This window comes from Bradyrhizobium sp. SUTN9-2, assembly GCF_003122645.1.
Classification (GTDB): Bacteria; Pseudomonadota; Alphaproteobacteria; order Rhizobiales; family Xanthobacteraceae; genus Bradyrhizobium; species Bradyrhizobium yuanmingense.
Genome location: NZ_LAXE01000001.1, coordinates 955,965 through 977,853 on the forward strand (window position 1 = coordinate 955,965; position 21,889 = coordinate 977,853).

19 protein-coding genes are annotated in these 21,889 nt (G+C 66.0%); 10 read left to right on the forward strand and 9 right to left on the reverse strand.

Annotated features, from left to right (window positions below; all coding sequences use genetic code 11):
• Positions 1-35 precede the first annotated feature (35 nt).
• Positions 36-1,532 (forward strand): NAD-dependent succinate-semialdehyde dehydrogenase, encoded by a 1,497-nt coding sequence (locus XF30_RS04515; RefSeq protein ID WP_109142032.1) that lies wholly within the window; start codon positions 36-38, stop codon positions 1,530-1,532.
• A 169-nt stretch (positions 1,533-1,701) separates the two neighbouring features.
• Here the strand turns inward: XF30_RS04515 and XF30_RS04520 are convergent, their stop codons facing one another.
• Positions 1,702-2,616: a phosphoribosylaminoimidazolesuccinocarboxamide synthase gene (locus XF30_RS04520; protein WP_109145563.1), complete on the reverse strand. Its 915-nt coding sequence runs from the start codon at positions 2,614-2,616 to the stop codon at positions 1,702-1,704.
• Positions 2,617-2,679: 63 nt separating this feature from the next.
• On the reverse strand, positions 2,680-3,597 hold the full coding sequence (locus tag XF30_RS04525; protein ID WP_036038693.1) for a pirin family protein: 918 nt from the start codon (positions 3,595-3,597) through the stop codon (positions 2,680-2,682).
• A gap of 161 nt (positions 3,598-3,758) precedes the next feature.
• Here XF30_RS04525 and XF30_RS04530 point away from each other — a divergent pair, with 161 nt between their 5' ends.
• Together XF30_RS04530 and XF30_RS04535 are read left to right on the forward strand one after the other, a co-directional pair.
• The gene (locus XF30_RS04530) at positions 3,759-4,814 is read left to right on the forward strand and encodes a helix-turn-helix domain-containing protein (protein WP_109145564.1); all 1,056 of its coding nucleotides are present in this window, start codon (positions 3,759-3,761) and stop codon (positions 4,812-4,814) included.
• A 144-nt stretch (positions 4,815-4,958) separates the two neighbouring features.
• A complete protein-coding gene (locus tag XF30_RS04535) occupies positions 4,959-6,386 on the forward strand; it encodes a serine hydrolase domain-containing protein (RefSeq protein ID WP_109142033.1) in 1,428 nt (475 codons plus the stop codon).
• A 194-nt stretch (positions 6,387-6,580) separates the two neighbouring features.
• Here the strand turns inward: XF30_RS04535 and XF30_RS04540 are convergent, their stop codons facing one another.
• Entirely contained in the window at positions 6,581-7,948 is a 1,368-nt protein-coding gene (locus tag XF30_RS04540; RefSeq protein ID WP_109142034.1) for an MmgE/PrpD family protein, read from the reverse strand.
• Positions 7,949-8,065: 117 nt separating this feature from the next.
• Here XF30_RS04540 and XF30_RS04545 point away from each other — a divergent pair, with 117 nt between their 5' ends.
• Positions 8,066-9,181, forward strand: a complete 1,116-nt coding sequence (locus tag XF30_RS04545; RefSeq protein ID WP_109142035.1) for an FUSC family protein — start codon at positions 8,066-8,068, stop codon at positions 9,179-9,181.
• Between the two features lie 312 nt (positions 9,182-9,493).
• Positions 9,494-9,988: a septal ring lytic transglycosylase RlpA family protein gene (locus tag XF30_RS04550; RefSeq protein ID WP_192893029.1), complete on the forward strand. Its 495-nt coding sequence runs from the start codon at positions 9,494-9,496 to the stop codon at positions 9,986-9,988.
• A 35-nt stretch (positions 9,989-10,023) separates the two neighbouring features.
• On the opposite strand, the gene XF30_RS04555 is transcribed toward XF30_RS04550, so the two are convergent.
• Both XF30_RS04555 and XF30_RS04560 read right to left on the reverse strand, forming a co-directional pair.
• Positions 10,024-10,512, reverse strand: coding sequence for a DUF2867 domain-containing protein (locus XF30_RS04555; RefSeq protein WP_109142036.1), 489 nt, complete (start codon positions 10,510-10,512; stop codon positions 10,024-10,026).
• Positions 10,509-11,909: an MATE family efflux transporter gene (locus XF30_RS04560; RefSeq protein WP_109142037.1), complete on the reverse strand. Its 1,401-nt coding sequence runs from the start codon at positions 11,907-11,909 to the stop codon at positions 10,509-10,511. The genes XF30_RS04555 and XF30_RS04560 overlap by 4 nt, the downstream gene beginning before the upstream one ends.
• A gap of 157 nt (positions 11,910-12,066) precedes the next feature.
• On the opposite strand from XF30_RS04560, the gene XF30_RS04565 reads away from it, so the two are divergent.
• The 5 genes from XF30_RS04565 (at position 12,067) to XF30_RS04585 (ending at position 14,687) form a co-directional block, all read left to right on the forward strand.
• Positions 12,067-12,795 carry an outer membrane protein gene (locus XF30_RS04565; RefSeq protein WP_158284327.1) on the forward strand — a complete coding sequence of 243 codons (729 nt, stop codon included), beginning with the start codon at positions 12,067-12,069 and terminating at the stop codon, positions 12,793-12,795.
• Positions 12,796-12,874: 79 nt separating this feature from the next.
• Positions 12,875-13,441, forward strand: coding sequence for an RNA polymerase sigma factor (locus XF30_RS04570; protein ID WP_074447594.1), 567 nt, complete (start codon positions 12,875-12,877; stop codon positions 13,439-13,441).
• The gene (locus XF30_RS04575; RefSeq protein WP_036024094.1) at positions 13,438-13,866 is read left to right on the forward strand and encodes a hypothetical protein; all 429 of its coding nucleotides are present in this window, start codon (positions 13,438-13,440) and stop codon (positions 13,864-13,866) included. Before XF30_RS04570 ends, XF30_RS04575 begins: the two co-directional genes overlap by 4 nt.
• The gene (locus XF30_RS04580) at positions 13,863-14,306 is read left to right on the forward strand and encodes a periplasmic heavy metal sensor (protein WP_109142039.1); all 444 of its coding nucleotides are present in this window, start codon (positions 13,863-13,865) and stop codon (positions 14,304-14,306) included. Before XF30_RS04575 ends, XF30_RS04580 begins: the two co-directional genes overlap by 4 nt.
• Positions 14,307-14,384: 78 nt before the next feature.
• Complete coding sequence (locus XF30_RS04585; RefSeq protein ID WP_244608874.1) at positions 14,385-14,687, forward strand: hypothetical protein; 303 nt, start codon at positions 14,385-14,387, stop codon at positions 14,685-14,687.
• A 6-nt stretch (positions 14,688-14,693) separates the two neighbouring features.
• Here the strand turns inward: XF30_RS04585 and murA are convergent, their stop codons facing one another.
• The 4 genes from murA to XF30_RS04605 all read right to left on the reverse strand — a co-directional run bounded on the left by murA (position 14,694) and on the right by XF30_RS04605 (position 21,844).
• Positions 14,694-15,986 carry a UDP-N-acetylglucosamine 1-carboxyvinyltransferase gene (gene murA / locus XF30_RS04590; RefSeq protein WP_036024088.1) on the reverse strand — a complete coding sequence of 431 codons (1,293 nt, stop codon included), beginning with the start codon at positions 15,984-15,986 and terminating at the stop codon, positions 14,694-14,696.
• A 129-nt stretch (positions 15,987-16,115) separates the two neighbouring features.
• Positions 16,116-16,583, reverse strand: coding sequence for an inner membrane protein YidI (gene yidI, locus XF30_RS04595; RefSeq protein ID WP_109142040.1), 468 nt, complete (start codon positions 16,581-16,583; stop codon positions 16,116-16,118).
• Between the two features lie 275 nt (positions 16,584-16,858).
• Complete coding sequence (gene gyrB / locus XF30_RS04600) at positions 16,859-19,294, reverse strand: DNA topoisomerase (ATP-hydrolyzing) subunit B (protein ID WP_036002622.1); 2,436 nt, start codon at positions 19,292-19,294, stop codon at positions 16,859-16,861.
• 387 nt (positions 19,295-19,681) lie between these two features.
• Positions 19,682-21,844, reverse strand: coding sequence for a hypothetical protein (locus XF30_RS04605; RefSeq protein ID WP_109142041.1), 2,163 nt, complete (start codon positions 21,842-21,844; stop codon positions 19,682-19,684).
• Positions 21,845-21,889 lie beyond the last annotated feature (45 nt).

Consider the following 21,889-nt stretch of genomic DNA (forward strand, 5'->3'; position numbering starts at 1 on the left):
TGCGGCCGATCCGATCGCCGCCAGGGAGAAACGCCATGACACCGACCACCGCCGCCGCCCGCGCCCCGCAAGCCACCGCCACCCTGCGCGACCGGCTGAAGGACCCCTCGCTGCTGAAGGAGGCCTGCTACATCGACGGCGCCTGGGTCGGCACGCCGGTCTTCGCCGTCAACAATCCCGCCACCGGCGTCGAGCTCGCAAAGGTGCCGCAGCTTGGTGCCGACGACACCACCCGGGCGGTTGAAGCCGCCGAGCGCGCCTTTCCGGCCTGGGCCAAGCACACGGCCAAGCAACGCTCCAACACCTTACGCAAATGGTTCGAGCTGATCACCGCCAACCGCGAGGATCTCGCGCTGATCCTCACCTCAGAGCAGGGCAAGCCGCTCACCGAGGCGCTCGGCGAGGTCGATATCGGCGCGGCCTATATCGAGTTCTTCGCCGAGGAAGCGAGGCGCGTCTATGGCGAGACCATCCCGACCCAGCGCGCCGATGCGCGCCTGCTCGCCATCAAGCAGCCGATCGGCGTCTGCGGTGCGATCACGCCGTGGAATTTCCCGAACTCGATGATCACGCGCAAAGTGTCGCCGGCGCTGGCGGCCGGCTGCACGGTGGTGCTCAAGCCCGCCAACGAGACGCCGCTGTCGGCGCTGGCGCTGGCCGTGCTCGCCGAGCGGGCCGGCATCCCCAAGGGCGTGCTCAACATCATCACCGGCGATGCACCGCCGATCGGCAAGGTGCTGTGCGAGCATCCAGCGGTGCGCTTCGTCGGCTTCACCGGCTCGACCGCCGTCGGCAAGATCCTCTACCAGCAGGCCTCGGTCGGCGTGAAGCGGCTCGGCCTCGAGCTCGGCGGCAACGCCCCCTTCATCGTATTCGACGACGCCGACATCGACGCCGCGGTCGAAGGCGCGATCGTCTCGAAATATCGCAACATGGGCCAGACCTGCGTCTGCGCCAACCGCATCTACGCCCAGGACAAGATCTACGACGAGTTCGTGCAGAAGCTGTCGAAAAAGGTCGCCGCGATGAAGATCGGCGACGGCACCGAAGGCGGCGTCACGCAAGGCCCGCTGATCAACATGAAGGCGGTCGATAAGGTCGAGCGCCACATTGCCGATGCCGTCAAGCGCGGCGCCAAGGTCGTCACCGGGGGCAAGCGCAGCGAGCTCGGCCGCTCCTTCTTCGAGCCGACGGTGCTCGCCGACGTCAAGCCAGATTCGCTGGTGTCGCAGGAGGAGACCTTCGGCCCGCTCGCGCCCGTGATCCGCTTCAAGGACGAGGCCGACGTCATCGCGATGTGCAACGCCTCGCCGTTCGGCCTCGCGTCGTACTTCTACTCCCGCGATCTCGGCCGCGTCTGGCGCGTCGCCGAAGCGCTGGAGTCGGGCATGGTCGGCGTCAACACCGGCCTCATCACCACCGAAGTCGCGCCCTTCGGCGGCGTCAAGGAAAGCGGCCTGGGTCGCGAAGGCTCGCGTCACGGCATGGAAGAATATGTCGAGATCAAATACGTGATGATGGCGGGGGTGTGAGCGGCTCGCTCGTGTCAGCGCGAATGCGAGCCAGGCGGAGATGTTGGAGAGGCCGACCGGCCTCTCCACGTCATTGCGAGCGCAGCGAAGCAATCCAGAATCCCTCCGCGGAAAGACTTTGGATTGCTTCGCTGCGCTCGCAATGACGGAGCTGCGGTAACAGTCGGGCCTAAATCTTCAGCTCTGTCCCCGTCACGCGCCGATACGCTTCCAGGTACCGCTTGCTGGTCGCGTCCACCACGCTGGCCGGCAGCGGCGGCGGCGGGGCGTCGCCGTTCCAACGGCCGGCGCGGCGCTCGACGTCGAGATAGTCGCGCAGCGGCTGCTTGTCGAAGCTCGCCTGCGGCTGGCCCGGTCTGTAGGCGTCGACCGCCCAGAACCGCGACGAATCCGGCGTCATCACCTCGTCGATCAGGATGATGCGGCCGTCCTTGTCGCGGCCGAACTCGAACTTGGTGTCGGCGATGATGATACCCTGCTCGCGGGCGAGCTCCTCGCCCAGCGTGTAGATCGCCCGCGTCATGCTCTCCAGCGTGTAGGCGACCTCGTCGCCGACCACCGCGCTCATCTTCGCGATGGTGATGTTCTCGTCATGGCCGCTTTCGGCCTTGGTCGCGGGGCTAAAGATCGCCGGCTCCAGCTTCTCGCTCTCGACGAGGCCCGGCTTCAGCTTCTCGCCGGCCAGCGTGCCGCTCGCCGCATATTCCTTCCAGGCGGAGCCTGAGAGATAGCCGCGGATCACGCATTCGATCGGGAACACGGTGGTGCGCTTGCACAGCATGGCGCGGCCGAGGATCTCGGCGCGGTGCGGCTGCAACGCCGGCACGGCCGCAATGATCTCGTCGGTGTCGGCGCTGATCATGTGATGCGGCACCACGCCTTCGAGCTCATTGAACCACCACGCGCTGATCTGGGTCAGCACCGCGCCCTTCATCGGGATGGTCTCGCTCATCACCACATCTAAGGCGCTGATGCGGTCGGTGGTGACGAGCAGCAGGCGCTCGTCGTCGACGGCGTAGATATCGCGCACCTTGCCGCGTCCGATCTTGGATAGAGGCAGGTCGCTGGAGAGCATGGTGGTCATCGGCAAAGCCTTCGCACAGGACATCCGGCCGCGTCTGATGGCGCGGCCGGACACCGGATTAGCCTATTCCGGCAGCGGAATGAACTCGTGTTCCTGCGGAACTGCGGCGAAGCGCCCGGTTTTCCAGTCCTGCTTGGCCTGCTCGATCCGCTCCTTGCTGGAGGAGACGAAATTCCACCAGATGTGGCGCGGGCCTTCCAGCGCATCGCCGCCGAGAAACATCATTCGCGTCGCCTTCAGCGCCTTCACGGTGATGCGGTCGCCGGGCCGGAAGATCAGCAGGCGCGGCCCCTCGTAGCGCTCGTTGGCGATCTCGATTTCGCCGTCGACGACATAGATCGCACGCTCCTCATGATCGGGGTCGAGCGGCACGCTCGCGCCCGCGAGCGCCGTGACCTCGGTGTAGAACCAGGGCGAGACCATCGACACCGGCGAGGCGATGCCGAAGGCGGAGCCCGCGATCACCCGCGCGGTGAAGTCGCGCTCGGAAATCATCGGCAAATCGCCTGCCGCATAATGCTGGAACGACGGCGCGATCTCTTCGGAGCCCGCCGGCAGCGCGATCCAGCTTTGCAGGCCGAGCATCTTCTGGCCCGAGGCGCGCTGCGCGTCCGGCGTGCGCTCGGAATGCGCGATGCCGCGCCCGGCCGTCATCAGGTTCATTGCGCCGGGCGCGATCTCCTGGACGTTACCCTCGCTGTCGCGATGCATGATGGCGCCGTCGAACAGATAGGTGACGGTGGCGAGCCCGATATGCGGATGCGGCCGCACGTCCATGCCCTTGCCGGAGACGAACTGCACCGGGCCGAAATGGTCGAAGAAGATGAAAGGCCCGACCATCTGCCGCTTGCCATGCGGCAACGCCCGGCGCACCGCGAACCCGTCACCGAGATCGCGCGTGCGCGGCACGATGACGAGATCGAGCGCATCGCAGGACATGGGATCGCCGAGCACGGGATCGTTCGAGGGCTGCCAGCTCATGGGGGGACTCCTTTTGGCTTTGTTGAACGCGACGCTAGCAGGATTTGGCGTCGCCGTCGCGACAAAGCTCCGCTAACCCTTGCATGCGGATCGTCCTTGAAAAACCGGGCGCAACGAACGATGTTCGGCTGCCCTTCAACCGCGACCGTTCGCCCCAGCCGATGACCCTTGCCGCAACCGAACTTGCCTTCCGCGCTGCCAGCGTCGCGCTGCTATTGGTGCTGGCGGCGTCATTGCTCTCCGATTTCCGCAATGTGCTCGCGGCCCGCCTCGGCGCGGCCTTCGCGCTAGGCTCGGCGGCGCATGCCGCGAGCTATTCCATCGGTGTGTCGTCGCTCGTTCCAATCTGGCACGCGCCGCTGATTGCACTGTCGACCGGCAACATCGTCGTGTTCTGGCTGTTCACGCGCGCGCTGTTCGACGACGACTTTCGGCTACGGTGGTGGCACGGATTGATCTGGGCCGCGGCGACCGCCTTCAGCTTCGTCGGATGTCTCTGGATCGCGCCCGGCGGCAACGCGCGGTTCTCCGTGACGGCAGTGAACCTGATCGTGCTCGGCTTCATCGCGCTCGCGGTGGTGCAGACGATCGGATCGTGGTCCGCCGATCTGGTCGAGCGTCGCCGCCGCCTGCGCGTCGTCATCGTCTGCGCCGCCGCACTCTATGGCGGGTTGAATGCGCTGCTCCAGATCCTCGTTGCCTTCAGCGCGAGCGATGTCGCCGACACCATCAATACAGGCGTGCTCGCCTGCATCGTTGCCGCGATCGCCTACGCAATGTTGCGAGTCGATGGCGCCGATCTGTTTCCGATTGCGCCAGAGCCCGCACCCGCGATCGCGCCGATCCAGCCTTTGGCCGAGGACTCCGACCAGAAACTCATCGATGCCCTGATGCGCCTGATGGCGGACGAGCGGATCTATCGCCAGGAGAACATTACCATCGGTGTGCTGGCGGGCCGGCTCAGGATTCCCGAATACAGGCTGCGCCGCCTGATCAACCAGCGGCTCGGCTATCGCAATTTCAATGTGTTCCTGAACAACCACCGCATCGAGGAAGCCAAGGCCGCGCTCGCCGATCCCTCCCAGGCCGAGGTCCCCGTCATCACCATTGCCATGGACGCCGGCTTCCAGTCGCTGGGACCATTCAACCGCGCCTTCAAGGCGGTGACAGGCGTAACGCCGACCGAGTACCGGCGGTTGAAGACGAGTGCGGCCTAGTTTCCAAGCCATTCTAATCACATTGAAATTCTGGAATCGGCCAGCTCGCTCCGAATTCGACCAGCCTGTTTTCCAGATCCGGCGAGCATCCACCGTCCGCATCCCGCTTCCTGCCCGGCCTACGCCCCAGCCGGAGAAAGCCCCGTGGCCCGTCGCCGCAAGATCGTCCTTCTCGCTACCGCCATCGCCGCAGCCGGCCTTGCGCTCGGCGCGGCCCAGGCCCGCGACGTTCCGAGGGTCGTGACCGGCTTCGTCGCCAACATCCTATGCGCCGAGACGTTCGTGTCCGGCCTCGATCCCGGACGCAACTTCGCCGAGACCACCGACGCCATGCCCGGAGCGAGCCTGATCAGCTGGGCGATGGAGTACAGAATCGACCGCGTCCGCAAGGACGTCACGGTGACGCTGTTCGGCTTCGGCGGCAGCCACGCCGTGTATCGCGAGGGGCTCGGCTGCACGCTCGCGCACGGCGCTGGCATCGTCGCCGTCGAGCCGCTGCCTGTCGACAAACGGCCGGCCTTGCTGCCCGAGATCGCCGGTCCCGCGATCGTGCCGCCGCAAAGCCCCGCGCTCGCCGCTGCGCTCGACCGCGCCTTCGCCGAGCCCACGCAGCCGCCTCACCGCCGCACCCGCGCTATTGTCGTGATGAAGGCCGGCCGCATCGTCGCCGAGCGCTACGCCGACGGTATCGAACCCGAGACGCCGCTGCTAGGCTTCTCCATGACCAAGTCGGTAATCTCGGCGCTGATCGGCGTGCTGGTGCGTCAGGGCAAGCTGAAGGTCGACGGCCCCGCGCCGGTCACCGTCTGGAGAGATTCCGACGATCCGCGCCATGCCATCAATGTCGACCAGCTGCTGCGTCACACCGCGGGCCTTGCGCTCGGCAGCTCGCTGCAGGCCTCGCTCGGCTCCGCGCTCGAGCCCATCAACCGGATGAAATTCGCTGAGAAGGACATGGCCGCCTACGCCGAGAGCATCCCGCTCGCAACCGCGCCGGGCACGGCATGGAATTATCACGACGGCAACAGCCTCATCCTCGCGCATCTGATTCGCGATGCGGCCGGCGGTACACCGGAAGATGCCTTGCGCTTCGCGCGCCGCGAATTGTTCGCCCCGCTCGGCATGCGCCATGTCGTGCTCCAGCTCGACGGCGCCGGCACGATCGAAGGGTCGAGCGAGATGCTCGCCTCCGCCCGCGACTGGGCGCGCTTCGGCCAGCTCTATCTCGATGACGGCCTCGCCGGCGGCAAACGCATCCTGCCGGAAGGCTGGGTGAACTATTCGGCGAGTGCTACGCCAAATGCGTGGGTCGGCATCGGCGCCGGCTTCTGGACCAACCGGGGCGACAGCCTTGGCGCAAATTATCGCGTGGAGCACGGCTGGCCGCGCGATGCCTTCTTCGCCAAGGGCACGATCGGGCAGTACACGATCGTGATCCCGTCGCAGCAACTGGTGATCGTGCGCATGGGCCGCTCGCCGAACGCGCCGCCGCAAGCCGATGGGGTGTTCGACCTCGTGCGCGACGTGGTTGCGGCAACGCGCGAGAAGGGGAAGCTGGCGGGAGGGAAATGAGTTCTTTCTTACCCTCCCCTGGAGGGGGAGGGTCGATCGCGCGCAGCGCGAGCGGGGTGGGGTGACGGTCTCTCCGCGACGAACAGTGCCCGAGTGGAGAGATCACCCCACCCCGTCACGCAATCTCGCTTTGCTCGATCGCGTGCCGACCCCCCCTCCAGGGGAGGGTAAGCGAAGCCCTGCGGCGAACCTGCTTACCTCCCCAATTCCGTCGCCTGCGCCACGCGGTCGAACCGCTCCAACGTCATGATCGCGTCGGCAAATTTTTCCGCGCGCGCGTTCAGCACGGGGCGGGCCAGCGTCAAGAACTTCTGCTGCATCGCCTGGGTGTCCGGAAAAGAATTCGGCTCGCCCGAGGGGTCGGCATAGAGCCGCTCGTGCACGCCGTCGTCCGTGGTGATGCTCACGCGCGCGCCGAAGGGATGAGTGCGGCCGATCTCGAGCCGGTCGTCCTGCACCACGTCGAACTTGTCGGCGAGCGCGTCGATGGTGGCGTCGCCGAGACGGTTGTAATCGTCCCAGCCGAATGAACCCTGGTCGAGTGCGAGCGCACCGGTGAAGAACATCGAGAACTGGCCGCCGACGATCGAGCGCGGGTGCCGTTTGGTTGCGGCGTCGCCGGTCAGCGTGATGCCGTTGCGGTGCAGGCCGATCTCGACGCGCTTGACCTGCTCCGGCGTCAGATTGTGCTCGCGCCGCATCGCGATCAGCGCGTCGATCGCGGCATGGGTGTAGCGGCAGCTCGGATAGGGCTTCACGCCGATCTTCATGGTCTCATAGGTCTTGCCGAGCTCGGCCACCGCCTTGTCGGGATGCGCATCGTCGGTGTAGCCGGCGAGCAGGCCGTGCTTGCCCTCGACCGACTCGGTCGCGCCGACGAAATCGTTGCGCGCGAGCGTCGCGGCGATCACGCCGTTCATCGCGGCGGCGCCGACCTGGTAGCGCTTGTTCCAGGCGCCGTTGACCAGAAATTGCAGCGAGCCCGCGGCCTGGCTGCCGGAGACGCCGAACGCGGTAATCAGCTGCTTTTCGCTCAGACCGAACAGCTTGCCCGCCGCCGCAGCCGCGCCGTAGGTGCCGGCCGTCGCCGTCGGGTGGAAGCCGCGCGCGTAATGCGAGGTCGGATCGAGCGCATTGCCGAGCCGGCAGCAGACCTCATAGCCGGCAACGATCGCCGTCAGCACGTCGCGCCCGGAGGCGCCGACCATCTCGCCGACGGCGAAGGCGGCCGGCACCACCGGTGCGCTCGGATGCAGCGAGGAATCGGCATGGGTGTCGTCGAAATCGAGGGAGTGGCCGAGCGCGCCGTTGAGCAGCGCCGCGACCGCCGGCGTCCAGGTCTTGGCATCACCGAACACGGTGGACTCGCCCTTGGTGTCGAGCGCCAGCGCCTCCAGCATCTTCAGCATCGACGGGGTCGATTCCGCCTCGCGCCGCGCCCTGATGGCGCTGCCGAGGAAGTCCAGCGTCAGTACCTTGGCGCGCTCCAGCACCTCCGCCGGAATATCCTGGTACTTGAGATTGAAGACATAGGCGGCGAGCGTTGCGGTTTCGTGAGCCATCGTGTTTCCTCGATTTGGCGCGCAAGTTAGGCGGGCTGATTTGGCCTTTCAAGCGGCCTTGCGTCGGCGGGGATCAGCCATGCTTTTGCTTAGGCGAAAAGGATCGGGATATTCCGCATGACGCGCGCAAGGCAGCTGTTCGACCGGATTCGAGCGCGGCGGACGCAATTGGGGCTGGCGATCCGGGTCACGGTCGCCGCGACAGCGGCCTATGCGATCGCGACCGCGCTGCATCTGCTGCTGCCGCTCTGGGCGGTGCTGACCTCGCTGATCGTGACCCAGATGAGCGTCGGCCGCTCGCTGAAGGCGACGCGCGACTACATGCTCGGCACCATCGGCGGAGCCCTCTATGGCGGCGCCATCGCCATCCTGATTCCCTATTCCAGCGAGGCGGGCCTGCTCGGCCTGCTGGTCCTCTCCGTCGCCCCGCTCGCCTTCATCGCCGCGATCAATCCGAGCCTCAGCGCCGCCACTGTCACCGCCGTGATCGTGCTCCTGGTTCCCACCCTGCATCATGCCGATCCCCTGACCTCGGCGATCGATCGGGTCAGCGAGGTCGGTGTCGGCGCCGTCACGGGATTGCTGGTCTCCTTCCTGGTGCTGCCCTCGCGCGCGGTGCGGCAGATCCGCGCCAGCGCGGCGGTTCTGCTCGAGCTGATCGCCGATGCCCTCGCCGAGCTGCTGGCAGGCCTCACGCGCGGCCGCGACAACGACGCGCTGCACCGGATCCAGGACGGCATCGGCACCGCGATGGTCAATCTGAATGCGATCGGCTCCGAAGCCGAGCGTGAGCGCGCGGCGCGCTTGTCGAGCGGTCCGGACACCGGCCCATTGCTGCGAACGATCCTGCGGCTGCGCCATGACGTCGTGATGATCGGCCGCGCCACGGTGGTGCCGCTGCCGGTGGAAGTGCAATTGCGGCTGGCAGCGCCCCTGTCGGAAGTGTCGACCGTGATCGCCCGCTTCCTCCGCTCGGCCGCTGGCGCCTTGCGCGAGGGCGTCGGCGCGCCGCCGATCCATCCCGTCCATGTCGCGCTCCAGCGCTACGCCGAGGCGGTCGCGTCCGTCCGTCAGGATGGCCTGATCCGCGGCCACGCGAGTGACACAGCCGAGCGCTTCTTCGCGCTCGGCTTCTCACTGGAGCAGATGCACCAGAATCTCGGCGACCTCGACCGCGTCGTCGGCGAATGGTCGGAGGCCTCGACAGATAAAACCGCACGCGTTGCGGAGTGAGTTCGGGCGCGTCGTCGTCAACGTCGGCTTTCGACAGTAATGCGCGTGTGCGAAGCGCGGCGGTGATCGGCGGTCTGCGGCTCTAAGCCGCTCCACGCACAAGGTTCCATCGGGTCATGTTGCTGACGCATTCTCTGTTTTAATCGGCGGCAAGCTAAACACGACGTGAGACCACTCCGGTTCTCACAACGGTTCCGTAGCCAGGGGTTGGCTCGAATCCGCAAAACGTTCGGCAAGTTCATGAGCGCTGCTGCGTTCGCTTGACCACGTTTGCGGTTCTGGAACCGGACAATCTAAAAAATCACAGGACTCATGATGCTCTTCCGCTCGAGCGCCGCAGTTTGCGGCGCCCTGGTTACGCTTGCCTTCTCTGTTGCCGTTGCTCGAAGTGAAACGCGTGGGGATCACTCAAGTGCCGTCGTCGATGCCGCCTCAGGCGATGCGATTATTGGCGCGGCGTCCACCTATAATCCGTTCAAGCCCGGCAAGGAGGAGGGCGGTCCGCAGACGGCTTCCGGCGAACGTTATGATCCCTCCGCCTGGACGGCTGCCATCAAGACGAGCCTGCGCCGGAAATTCGGTGGGGTCGGATTCGGCGCGAGGCCGAAATATGCTCTCGTCGAGGCCGTGGGCAAGAAGGTCATCGTCAAGATAAACGACGTGGGACCACTAAGACCTGGCCGCATCATCGACCTCAATGAGCGAACGATGCGCCATTTCGATCCGAGCATGGACCTCGGTGTCATTCCTGACGTGAAAGTCAGTCCGCTCGCTGGCGACAATTGGACTGCAGGGCCGGTGGGCTGAACAGGGCGTGTTCGTTCAATGTCGGCCCGCACAGTTCATCGGGCCGTCTCCACGATGCGTCCCATCATGTTGCGGACCACGAGCTTGTGGAAGGGCATGATCAGCGCAAGATAGGTCCGGCCGAGCAGGTTGTGCGTGCGCACCAGCGTGGTCGAGGTCACCTGCCGGCGCGCGGCATTGCCTGAAACGTCGACTACGATGCGGAAATCGAGGTGCGAATCATCGAAGCCCGCGACCAGCTGCTCCGGCGTCTCGCTCAGCACCGGAAACAGGCCGATCAGGCCGTACGGCGCCGGCGCGCCTTCGCCCGATGTCTTCAGCCCGAACGGCCTCACCAGAATGTTGCGCAGGCGCAGCAGTGCGTCGATCCAGCGCGGCCCGTGCAGCACCATCCTGGTGCAGGCTTCGCGGGCATTCACCGTCGCGGCGCCGATGTCCACGCAAAACGCGTCGATTAACTGCGCGCCGGCGAGCAGCGCATCGGCATCGACTTCAGGCGCGACTTCGCGGACCGTCCCGATCATCCCGCCATTTTGCGCGTCAGCATCCGGAAGCGCAAGATCAGGAGCCCGGCATAGACGAACGTGCCGATCGAGAATCCGATCCAGACGCCGATCGCGCCCAGCCCTGTGTGGAACGCCAGCAACCAGCCGATGGGAAAAGAGACGCCCCAATAGCCGATCGCGGCGAACAACAGGGTCATCTTGGTGTCGTTGATGCCGCGCAGCGCGCCGCCCATGATGGTCTGCAGGCCGTCGGCGATGAAGAAGCTGGCCCCGACCAGCAGCAGCGTTGCCGTCAGCTCGACGGTGGCCGCACTTTCGCTGCCGGCGCCGAAGAACAGCCGGCCGAGCTGATAGCGACCGATCACGATGGCGATCGTCAGCGCGGAGACCAGCGCGAGGCCGAGCACGGCTGCGACGAGTCCTGCGCGCTTCACCGCCGCCGGATCCTTGCGGCCGAAGGCATGACCGACCCGCACGGTCGCCGCCATGCCGATGCCGAGCGGCACCATGAACAGCACGGCGGTGACCTGGAGCGCGATCTGGTGCGCGGCAATCGCGGTGGTCGAGATCAGGCCCATCAGCAGCGCGGCCGAGGAGAACAGGCCATATTCCAGCAGCAGCGAAAACGAGATCGGCGCGCCGATCGCGATCAGCTGGCGCATCAGGGGCCAGTCGATCCGCCAGAGGTGGGCGAGCGGACGATAGTCCGCGAACGGCTTGCGCAGCCCGGCGATCGCGAGCGCGGCGAGGAAGGTGCCGAGATTGACCAGCGTGGTCGCAAGCCCCGCGCCGAACAGGCCGAGCTCGGGCAGGCCGAACAGCCCGTGGATCAGGGCATAGACCAGCGCGGCATTGACCGGGATCGCCGCCAGCGTGATCCATAGCGGCGCCTGCGGCCGGTTCACTGCGCTCATCATGCTGCGCAGGGCGATGAATCCGAGCGCCGGTGCGATGCCCCAGGCCAGGCCATTCAGGTAGTGCTGTGCCAGCGCGGCCGAGTGCGGCATTTGACCGAGCGTGAGCAAAATCTGCTCGCCATAGAGCGGCGAGGCCATCATCGGCAGTGAGATCAGCAGCGCGGCCCACAGACCGACGCGCAAGGAGCGCCGAATGCGCCTGACGTCGCCGGCGCCGAACGCCTGCGCCGCCAGCGGCGACACTGCGGACGTCAATCCGAGCCCGAACGTGAAGCTGACGAAATAGACCGTATGGGCCAGCGCCGCCGCGGCCACCGCCTCCTCGCCGAGCCGCCCGATCATCGCAAGATCGGTCGTGATCATTGCGATCTGCCCAAGCTGGGTCAGCATCAGCGGCACGGCGAGGCGCAGCGTCTCGATGAATTCTTCGGCAAGATGGTTCTGCCGTGCGTCCAGGCGTGCCCGGTACCGCCGTTTGGTATCCAAAAGCTCGGTCATGCCGGGGACATAGCAGCCTCGTTCGGCGAAGTAACGGCAAAGAAATGTGAGGGCGCGGTGCCGCTGAAAAAGGCGGGCTCAGGCGAAGGAAAGGTCGGGTTGCGCCGTATTCGTCATGTGCGGCGAATCTGGGCCGGTCTCACATTGGGAATTGAGTATGATAACGAGATTTAGACTGACGTTCGCCGCACTGTTCATCGGTTCTGCCATCCTGGGGGCCGGCGCCGCTGCAGCGGCCGACCTGAGGCTGCCCGCAGCACCGCAGGCGCAGGCGGCGTCGGCAGCCCTGCTGAGCTGGGCGGGGCCCTATTTCGGCGTTCAGGCCGGCTATCTTTCGGGCCGCTCCGAGATCTCGCTGCCCGCGACGGGTGAATTCCACTTTGTCGATCCGAAGGGCGCGATCGTCGGTGCAACGGCGGGCTTCTCGGCGCAATGGGGCCGGATCGTCGCCGGGCTCGACGGCGACGTGAACTTCGTCGATGCGCGCGCGACGATCGATACCGGCTTTGCGCCTACCCCCGCGGTCACGCAGCTTCAATCCGCGGTCAATTGGAACAGCCATCTCCGTGGACGGATCGGCTATGCTTTCGACCGCACGCTGCTGTTCGCCGCCGGTGGCCTTGCCGTCGCGGGCGTCGAGAGCAAGGCGTTCGACAATGGGATCGGGGCCGTTGCGAGCTGGAGCGATACACGGATCGGCTGGTCGATCGGAGCGGGCGGGGAATTCCGCCTGGCACCGCAGGCCTCGGTCCGGCTCGAATATCTCTATGACAATTACGGCTCGAAGACGCTGGCCGCCCAGACGGTCGGCGCGACGACCTTCGGCGCGCGCGAGTCCCGGCTCGACACGCACACGGTGCGAGCCGGAGTCTATTGGCGCTTTTGATGCTCGGTTGGAGGCGGCTATCGCCTGGTAGGATCGGTTCGCAATTCTCGACTACGATGTCCGCAGGCCAGAGCAACAGATCGATGTGATGGAAGAGCCATCGGACGAGGCCTTGATGGCGGAGGTTTCGGCGCAGCGGCAGCATGCGTTTCGCGTCCTCATGCGGCGCCATATGCCTCGGGCGCTGCGGGTCGCGGAGCGGATCGTGCGCGACCCGGCCGAGGCCGACGATATCGGCCAGGAGGCGTTCATGCGGGTCTGGACGCACGCAGCCTCTTTCGACCCAGAGGTTGCGAAATTCACGACCTGGCTCTACCGCATCGTCCTCAACCTGACGTTCGACCGCACGCGGCGGCGAACGTTCCTGCCGCTCGAAGACGCCGGCGACGTACCCGACATGGGACCGCATGCTGTCGAGCGGCTGATCGCGGATGAGGAGCTCAGTCTTCTCAATCGCGCGATGGCCGGCCTGTCGGACCGGCAGCGCGGCGCGATCGCCCTCTTCCACATGGAGGGATTGAGCGGCGAGGAGGCGGCGAACGCGATGAATCTCAGCGCCAAGGCGTTCGAATCGCTGCTGGGCCGCGCCCGCACGGCGCTGAAGGCAAACGTCCAGAAAATACAGGAGACAGGGAGCTACGCATGACGCCGGATCAGTTCAGACGATTGGCCGAGACATGGGGAGGCGATGTCGAGCGTTGGCCCGCGGCAACGCGCGAGGCCGCGCGGCGATTTGCGGCAAGTGCGGAAGGCGCGGCCGTCCTGGATGAGCAGGGACGGCTCGATCGCCTGCTCGCGGTGGCCCCGGAGATCGACGAGGCGAGGGCGGATCGTTCGAGCCTGCTCGTCCTGCAGCGGCTCGCCGCGGTCCCGCAGCAGCATCGGCCGGCATGGTATCGACGCCTGCTGCGCTGGCCCACGCTCGTTCCCGCCGCAAGTCTCGCCTGCTCCGCGATCGTCGGCGTGTGGCTGGCGGGGGCGATGCCCTATGTCCATTCGGCGTCGGACCCGTTGTCCGTCATGAGCGGCGTCTTCGACGTCTACTCAATCGGTTTGGGATCGGTGCAATGAAGTTCCGGCGAGAATGGTCCATACCCTGGCGGGCGCTCATGCTGCTGTCGCTGTGCGTCAACGTCGTCCTGTTCACCTATGTCTCGGTGCAATGGCTGCGGCCCGGCGGCTTCCGGGCCGGCGCGGGCGTGCCGCTCCGCATGATCGAGCGCGTCGCGGAGCGATTGCCGGCGGAAGACGCGGAGATCCTGTGGAGCATCTATCGCGGCAAGGAGGCGAAGCTGGCCCCGCTCCAGGCCGAGTACCGGCTCGCGTTGATGAAGGCGATGAAAACGGCGGCGCAGACGAATCTCGACAAGGCCGAGCTGGAAGCAGCCGTGAAGGATGCCCGCGACAAGCGCGTGAAGATTGGCGACCTCGTCGTCTCGACCTTCGTCGAGATGCTGGAACGAATTTCAGCGAAAGGACGCCGACAGCTCGTCGGCGGCTATTTTCGCTGAGTCGCGCAAAGTGAACGAGGGATTCGGCCCGTCCAGACGTATCACCTACATCGATGTCTGCGAATTGGTGGAGATGACATGGTGCAACGATTTGACAGGACGGCAAGCGGACCAGTGGTGAGGTTCTCGCATCGGATGGCCGTCTACGTGCGTGCGGGTCTTGCGGCCGCGAGTCTGATCGCACTTCTCGTGCTGTTTCTTTCGCAAGCCTCCGCAGGTGATGCGCGGAGTGAGGCGAAGCAGGCCTGCAAGGCAGACTATTCACGGTTCTGCGCCGGCACCATGCCCGGGGGCGGCCGCATCCGCAAATGCCTCGGCGACAATTACGCGAGCTTGTCCGCGGCCTGCAAACAGGCCTTCGACGCGAATCCGCCAAAATAGAACAGGTTAGCTCCGCTCCGGCACGCGCTTGATCTTCGCACCAAGCGCGTTCAGCCGCTCCTCGATGCGCTCATAGCCGCGCTCGATCTGGTCGGCGTTGTTGATGGTCGAGGTGCCCTCGGCGCAGACGGCCGCGAGCAGCATCGCCATGCCGGCGCGGATGTCGGGCGAGGTCATTGTGGCGCCGTGCAGGCGGCTGGGGCCGGCGATGATGGCGCGGTGCGGATCGCACAGCACGATGCGTGCGCCCATCGCGATCAGCTTGTCGACGAAGAACATCCTGGATTCGAACATCTTCTCGAACATCAGGATCACGCCCTCGCATTGCGTGGCGGTGACGATGGCGATCGACATCAGGTCGGCCGGGAAGGCCGGCCAGGGCTGGTCCTCCAGCTTCGGCACATGGCCGCCGAAATCGTCCTGGATCTTCAATGTCTGGTTGGAGGGCACGATAAGATCATCGCCCTCGATTCGGCAGACGATGCCGAGCCGCTCGAAGCCCATGCGAATCGAGCGCAGATGCTCGACGCCCGCGCGCGCGATGCGCAAGGGCGAGCGCGTCACGGCGGCAAGCCCGATCAGCGAGCCGACCTCGATGTGGTCGGGCTGGATTCGGTACGTCGTCCCGCCGAGCGTCGCTTGACCATGGATGATCATGGTGTTGGTGCCGATGCCTTCTATCCTGGCGCCGAGCGCGACCAGGAAATTGGCGAGGTCCTGCACATGCGGCTCGGAGGCCGCGTTGCGCAAATAGGTGATGCCGTCGGCGGCGACCGCCGCGACCAGCGCGTTCTCGGTGGCGGTGACGCTGGGCTCGTCCAGGAACACGTCCGCGCCCGCGAGCTTTGGCGCACGGAATTCGAGCCGATCGGTCGCGGTGACCTTGGCGCCGAGCTGCTCCAGCGCGAGCACATGCGTGTCCAGTCGCCGGCGGCCGATGACGTCGCCGCCCGGCGGCGGCAGCATCACCTCGCCGCAGCGGGCGAGCAGGGGCCCGGCGAGCAGGATCGAGGCGCGAATGCGCACGCACAGCTCGGGGTCGAGGTCGGCGGCGCGGATGCTCTTGGCATGGATGTGAAGCGTGTTGCGCGCGGACCATTCGGCCGACGCGCCGACCGAGCGGACCAGCTCGACCAGCGTCTCGGTGTCGCGGATCCGCGGCACGTTCTCCAGCACGACCGGATGCTCGGTCAGCAGCGCGGCGGCGATGATCGGTAGCGCCGAATTCTTATTGCCGGACGGCTCGATCGAGCCCGAGAGCCGGTGACCGCCCTCGACGATGTATTGGATGGGCGCCACGGGGTTCTCGCTGTCCTGTTGAGTGGGAGGGCCTGTTTCGGGCGGAAACTACAGAGATTTGAGCGCGGGAGCAATTGTGCCGGCTGGGACCCGCACACGTCCGTCCGTCGCTTGTGGCAGGACCCGCCCTCAGAACAACCCGATGATACTCCCGACCACATAGAGGAACGCGATCAGGATCAGGACGCCCATCAGGAAGAAGGAGATTTCGATGGCGATGGCGCCGGTGCCGAGTGCGGCGGCGACAGCGGCAAGGAGCCGTTCCTCCCGAAAGATCAGCGAGAGCACCGACAGCAGGATGGCGAGCAGGCCGAGCGAGATCGCCGTGACCGATGCGATATCACGCCAGCTTCTTCCAGCCGACTTCTCGAGGTCCGGAGCCTTGAACTCCACGCCCTTCACCTTCGCGACGATGCGGTCCTTGATGCGATGTCCGGTGTCGACGATCACCTTGTCCGCCGGCGGCGGCGGAAACACGATCGGCACGACCCAATGCGGCAGCACTGCCGCTATCAGCGCCAGCACGCCGACGATGCTGCCGATGATGCCGAGGCGGCGCGAGGGCGCGGCGGAGCTGGTCGTTGCAGAGGCGGTCATGGCGCGACACTTCCCGGCCCGAATTGGCCTTGCGGGGGCATGCCGTTTCGTCGCGATGGCGGGTGGGGAGGTTCAGGGGCGGTGTTGCCACGAAGGTGGTGCGCCCCCTCCCCCGCTTGCGGGGGAGGGCGGGGGAGAGGGTCTCTCCACACGGGACAATCCCCTAGAGGAGGAAGCCCTCACCCGCCACGCTCTGCGAGCGTGTCGACCTCTCCCGCAAGCGGGAGAGGTGCAGCGAGTGCTTGGCCAGCAGATCAATCCAAAGCCAGCCGCCCTCAAATATCGATCGTCGCGCTCAGCGAATGTTCCTGAATGAAATCGCGGCGCGGCTCGACGACGTCGCCCATCAGCTTGGTGAAGATGTCGTCGGCCTCGTCGACCTCCTTGACCTTCACCTGGAGCAGCGAGCGTGCCTCGGTGTCGAGCGTCGTTTCCCAGAGCTGCTCCGGGTTCATCTCGCCGAGGCCTTTATAGCGCTGCAGGCTGATGCCCTTGCGACCCGAATCGGTCACGGCCTCGAACAGATCGACCGGGCCGTGGACCACGTGCTCGGAATCCTTGCGCCGTAGCTTGCCGGAGCGGGCGTAAACGTCCTGGAGCTTGGTCGTGTATTCGTCGAGCTTGCGCGCCTCGGCCGAGCCAAGCAGCGCATCGTCGATGACGGCGGCTTCCTTGACGCCGCGCACGGTGCGCTCGAACAGGAAGCCCTGGCCCTCGATGAATTGTCCGACCCAGCCCCGCTCGACCTCCTCGGCCTGGTTGTCCAGCCGGCTCGCGATATATTGCGCGGCGGCCGCCGCCTTCTCGGGATCGCCGTAGATCTCCTTGTTCAGCACGCCGGTGATGGCGGCCTGCTCGACCACCTTGCGATTATAGCGGCTGTGCAGGTTGCGCAGGACGCTGCGGACTACGCGGGCGTCGTCGACCAGCGCGCGCAGATCGCGCCCGGAGCGGTCGCCGCCGGTGCCGGGGATGTACACGCAATCATCGAGGCCGGCGTCGATGAGATAGTCTTCCAGCGCCCGCTCGTCCTTCAGGTACTGCTCGGACTTGCCGCGTGAGACCTTATAGAGCGGCGGCTGGGCGATATAGAGATAGCCGCCATCGATGATGTCGCGCATCTGCCGGTAGAAGAACGTCAGCAGCAGCGTGCGGATGTGAGCGCCGTCGACGTCGGCGTCCGTCATCACGATGATCTTGTGATAGCGCAGCTTCTCGACCGAGAACTCGTCGCTGATGCCGGTGCCGAGCGCGGTGATCAGCGTGCCGATCTGCTCTGACGACAGCATCTTGTCGGGACGCACGCGCTCGACGTTCAGGATCTTGCCGCGGAGCGGCAAGACGGCCTGGAATTCGCGGTTGCGGCCCTGCTTGGCGCTGCCGCCTGCCGAGTCGCCCTCGACGATGAAGAGCTCGGACTTGGCCGGATCCTTTTCCTGGCAGTCGGCGAGCTTGCCCGGCAGCGAGGAGACCGAGAGCGGGCTCTTGCGCGTCAGCTCGCGCGCTTTTCGCGCAGCTTCACGGGCCGCCGCGGCCTGGATCACCTTGCCGACGATCATCTTGGCTTCGCTCGGGTGCTCCTCGAACCAGGCGGCAAGCGCCTCGTTAAGGACGTTCTCGACCACGGGGCGCACTTCCGAGGACACCAGCTTGTCCTTGGTTTGCGACGAAAACTTCGGATCGGGCACCTTCACCGAGAGAACGGCGGTGAGCCCTTCGCGGCAATCGTCGCCGGTCAGCGCGATCTTTTCCTTCTTGGCATTGGCCTCGGCATAGCCGTTGACCTGGCGCGTCAACGCGCCGCGGAAGCCGGCGAGATGGGTGCCCCCGTCGCGTTGCGGGATGTTGTTGGTGAAGCACAGCACGTTCTCGTGGTAGCTGTCGTTCCACCACAAAGCGGCCTCGACGCCGATGCCGTTGGCTTCCGAGCGCACCATGATCGGCGCCGGCACCAGGGCCTTCTTGTTGCGGTCGAGATATTTGACGAACTCCTCGACGCCGCCGGAATAGAACATCTCCTCGCGCTTCTCGACCGCGTGGCGCATGTCGGAGAGCACGATGTTGACGCCGGAATTGAGGAAGGCGAGCTCGCGTAAGCGATGCTCGAGCGTGGCGAAGTCGTATTCGATGTTCTTGAAGGTCTCGGTCGAGGCCAGGAACGTCACCTCGGTGCCGCGCCGGCCCGGCGCCTCGCCGACCACCTTCAGCGGTGCGACGGCATCGCCGTGAGCGAACTCGATATAGTGCTCCTTGTTGTCACGCCAGATGCGCAACCCGAGCTTGCTCGACAGCGCGTTGACGACGGAGACGCCGACGCCGTGCAGGCCGCCGGAAACTTTGTAGGAGTTCTGGTCGAACTTACCGCCGGCGTGCAGCTGGGTCATGATGACCTCGGCCGCCGAGATGCCTTCGCCCTTGTGGATGTCGACGGGAATGCCGCGGCCGTCGTCGCGCACGGTGACGGAATTATCCGCGTTGAGGATCACCTCGACGCGCGAGGCATGGCCGGCGAGCGCCTCGTCGATGGCGTTATCGACGACTTCGTAGACCATGTGGTGCAGGCCCGAGCCGTCGTCGGTGTCGCCGATATACATGCCCGGGCGCTTGCGGACGGCATCGAGTCCCTTGAGCACGCGGATCGATTCCGCGCCGTAATCGCTCGCGTTGGAGGGCTCGTTTTCGGCAGCGTGCTGCCGAGCAGGTTCTGTCATGAGAGGCCTTCGAGATGTCGCCCGAATCAGCGGCGCAAAAGGCGCTGATTTGCGGGGCTATTTGTGCCATGAAAGACCGCCTGCGCCTAGCGCAAAGTATCCTCCGGCAACCCTTTGAGCAGATAGGGTTTTTCGGCCGGCTTTCAAGGCGCCGGAGGGCCGATTCTGGGCGCCGCAAAAAGCCCGATTCGAGGGCAGTTTTTTGCCTCGAAAAGCCGTGGATTTTGCGGGGCCAGGAAGAGTGGTTTTGGGGCACCTGAAACTGATTCATCGATCGCCGTCATGCCCGGCCTTGTCCTGGCATCCACGTTCTTGGCGTCTCGGAAGACGTGGATGGCCGGGACAAGCCCGGCCATGACGATACCGCGAATCTGAAAGCGTGCAGCCTCAATACATCTGCAGCGGCAGCACGTCGCCGCTCGGGCCCACCAGAAGGCCCCAGGCCTCGCCGGCGGCAACGGTCAGGGACTCGCTACGCGCAGGGCGGCCGGGCAGGCGCAACGCGTATACGTATTTGCCGGGCGGCAAGTCGAGCATCGGGCCTTTCGGTGATTGCGGGCCGCCGGCGCCGGCTGCGATCTTCACCGTCTGCTTGTTGATCGTCAGCGCGACCTCGTTCGCTGCCATGTTTCCGAGCATGAGCCGCGCTTGTCCCGCCTTCGGCATGATCTCGGCCTTGGCCGCGGCATCGGCATTCTTCTGCGCCAGGCTGACCGTGGTCTCGCCCTTGGCGCGGCCGAGCTTGAGCACGGCGGGACCTTGCGGCGAGGTGAATTCGATCTGCGCGCGTTCTGCGGACGCGGCTGCGCCGTCGGTCTTCTCCTGCCAGCCCAGCTTTGCAAGCTCGGCCCGGTAGAAGGCGAGGACCTCGTCGAGCGAAGCGGGGATGCGGGCCTCGAGCTCGCGGCGGAGCGGCGCTTCGCCTCCGGGTATCTTGGTGGTCGCGAGCGATTTCGACGAACGCTGCGTCGGTACCGGCAGCGGGGACTCAGGATCGGGCTTGAGCGGCTCGGCGGATTTGGCCTGAACCTCCACCTCCGCGCCGGCCGCAGCCTTGGCCGCTTCCGTCACCAGGCCCGATCCGTCGGCGCGGACATTCACCTTCGGGCCCATCTGCATCACCGTCATCGAGATCGACTTGCCGCCCTTCGAGAACGCCATCACCGCCATGTTCGGCTGGTTGATGACGGAGGGCTGCTCCTTCCAGCCCGAGCTCTTCAGCGCCGCCCGATAGAAACTGCTGAGCGCCTTCACGCTCGACGCCGAGGAGAATTCCAGGTGGCCGTCGCCGCCTTCGAACGTCACGGCTTCGGCGTTTTCGGGCAGCGGCACCGGCGTCTTGCCGTCAGCGAGCGCGGTGAGCGGGGCGTCCGACAGGGAGGCGGCCTGCGTCTTGCGCCTAATATCATCGGCCGCAATGAGCTGCTGAGCCGTACCCAAGGCATCGCTCAGGAACCTCGCGTCGGCCTCCTTCTTCGCCTTGGCGCGGGCAGCGAGCGCGGATTCCTTCACCTGCGCGGTCAGGCTGACCATGGTGAAATCATATTTGCGGCCGAGCCGCAGCACGCCGGTTTCATCAGAGTTGGAGATCTTGATCGCCACCTCGTCGCCGGGCGCGAGCGGTGCGCTGCCATCCTCCTGCCAGCCGCGCGCGGCGAGCTCGCGCTGATAGAAGGCGCGCACGGCGGGCAGCTCGGCGATCGCGGCGGCCGAGATCTCGCGCTTGTTCGAGCTGGCGCTGCCGAGACCCCGTGCAGATTTGGTTGGCTTCGGCCGCGGCAGGCCGGCCATGTCGTCGTCGGCCTCGAGCACCTCCGGCAGCGCGAACGGCGCGACCCGGATCTCGACATTGGTGCGGCCATCGTCGCGGCGCGTCAGGGTCAGCATCACCGGCTTCTGGTAGACGTGCGTCGCGTCGCGATCGGGGTGGTCGTAGAAGACGCGAACGCCGTTCGGAACGGCTCCGGCAAGATCGGCGTTCGGCCAGCGCGATGCCGTATCGGGGTTAAGCTTGCGCCACCCCATCGCCGCCATGTCCTTGGTAAAGAATGCTGCGGTCGCATCGAGCGCGCCGGGCGCAATGCAGCTGAGATAGGGCCGGGTCTCGTCGAACACGAGATCGATCGCGCCTTCCGGAAAGGGCACGTTCGCATAGATCCGGTTCGGCGTGTAGAACACGGCGGACTGGTCGGGTCGCCCGCGCGCCTGTGTGAAGGAAACGCGCAGCCCCTGCCGTCCCTTCTTGAAGGTCAACGCTGCGCTTCTCTCATCCAGGGGATACACATAGGGCACCCAGCCGTCGGCGCTCAGCAGCTTCCTGGTGGCGTCCGACGTGCCGGCAAGCGGGGTCGGCACGGTGTAGATCACGCGATAGGTGTCGGGACGCGAAGTGTCCTCCACCGCGCCGTCGAGCCGCGGCAGCGTATGGACGTCGACGATGCCGTCGTCTGCCGCGCCGGCGGGACGCGAGGGGATCACTATCGCGAGAATGCCGCAGGCAAGCAGCAGCCATCTTGCCGGGACTTGCGCCCCGCGCCGGATCATCGGCATCGTCAAAAAACTCCTGGATGTCGCGCGGGTCGTCATGCCCTTGCG

Excerpts from the sequence above, each read along its gene's own strand:
- XF30_RS04525 (WP_036038693.1), bottom strand. The coding sequence starts at position 3,597 with ATGAGCTGGCAGCCCTCGAACGATCCCGTGCTCGGCGATCCCATGTCC.
- XF30_RS04565 (WP_158284327.1), top strand. The coding sequence starts at position 12,067 with ATGATAACGAGATTTAGACTGACGTTCGCCGCACTGTTCATCGGTTCT.
- XF30_RS04580 (WP_109142039.1), top strand. The coding sequence starts at position 13,863 with ATGAAGTTCCGGCGAGAATGGTCCATACCCTGGCGGGCGCTCATGCTG.
- XF30_RS04530 (WP_109145564.1), top strand. The coding sequence starts at position 3,759 with ATGACCCTTGCCGCAACCGAACTTGCCTTCCGCGCTGCCAGCGTCGCG.
- XF30_RS04555 (WP_109142036.1), bottom strand. The coding sequence starts at position 10,512 with ATGATCGGGACGGTCCGCGAAGTCGCGCCTGAAGTCGATGCCGATGCG.
- XF30_RS04585 (WP_244608874.1), top strand. The coding sequence starts at position 14,385 with ATGGTGCAACGATTTGACAGGACGGCAAGCGGACCAGTGGTGAGGTTC.
- XF30_RS04545 (WP_109142035.1), top strand. The coding sequence starts at position 8,066 with ATGACGCGCGCAAGGCAGCTGTTCGACCGGATTCGAGCGCGGCGGACG.
- yidI (WP_109142040.1), bottom strand. The coding sequence starts at position 16,583 with ATGACCGCCTCTGCAACGACCAGCTCCGCCGCGCCCTCGCGCCGCCTC.
- XF30_RS04550 (WP_192893029.1), top strand. The coding sequence starts at position 9,494 with ATGATGCTCTTCCGCTCGAGCGCCGCAGTTTGCGGCGCCCTGGTTACG.
- XF30_RS04515 (WP_109142032.1), top strand. The coding sequence starts at position 36 with ATGACACCGACCACCGCCGCCGCCCGCGCCCCGCAAGCCACCGCCACC.
- XF30_RS04540 (WP_109142034.1), bottom strand. The coding sequence starts at position 7,948 with ATGGCTCACGAAACCGCAACGCTCGCCGCCTATGTCTTCAATCTCAAG.
- XF30_RS04605 (WP_109142041.1), bottom strand. The coding sequence starts at position 21,844 with ATGCCGATGATCCGGCGCGGGGCGCAAGTCCCGGCAAGATGGCTGCTG.
- XF30_RS04575 (WP_036024094.1), top strand. The coding sequence starts at position 13,438 with ATGACGCCGGATCAGTTCAGACGATTGGCCGAGACATGGGGAGGCGAT.
- XF30_RS04560 (WP_109142037.1), bottom strand. The coding sequence starts at position 11,909 with ATGACCGAGCTTTTGGATACCAAACGGCGGTACCGGGCACGCCTGGAC.
- XF30_RS04520 (WP_109145563.1), bottom strand. The coding sequence starts at position 2,616 with ATGACCACCATGCTCTCCAGCGACCTGCCTCTATCCAAGATCGGACGC.
- gyrB (WP_036002622.1), bottom strand. The coding sequence starts at position 19,294 with ATGACAGAACCTGCTCGGCAGCACGCTGCCGAAAACGAGCCCTCCAAC.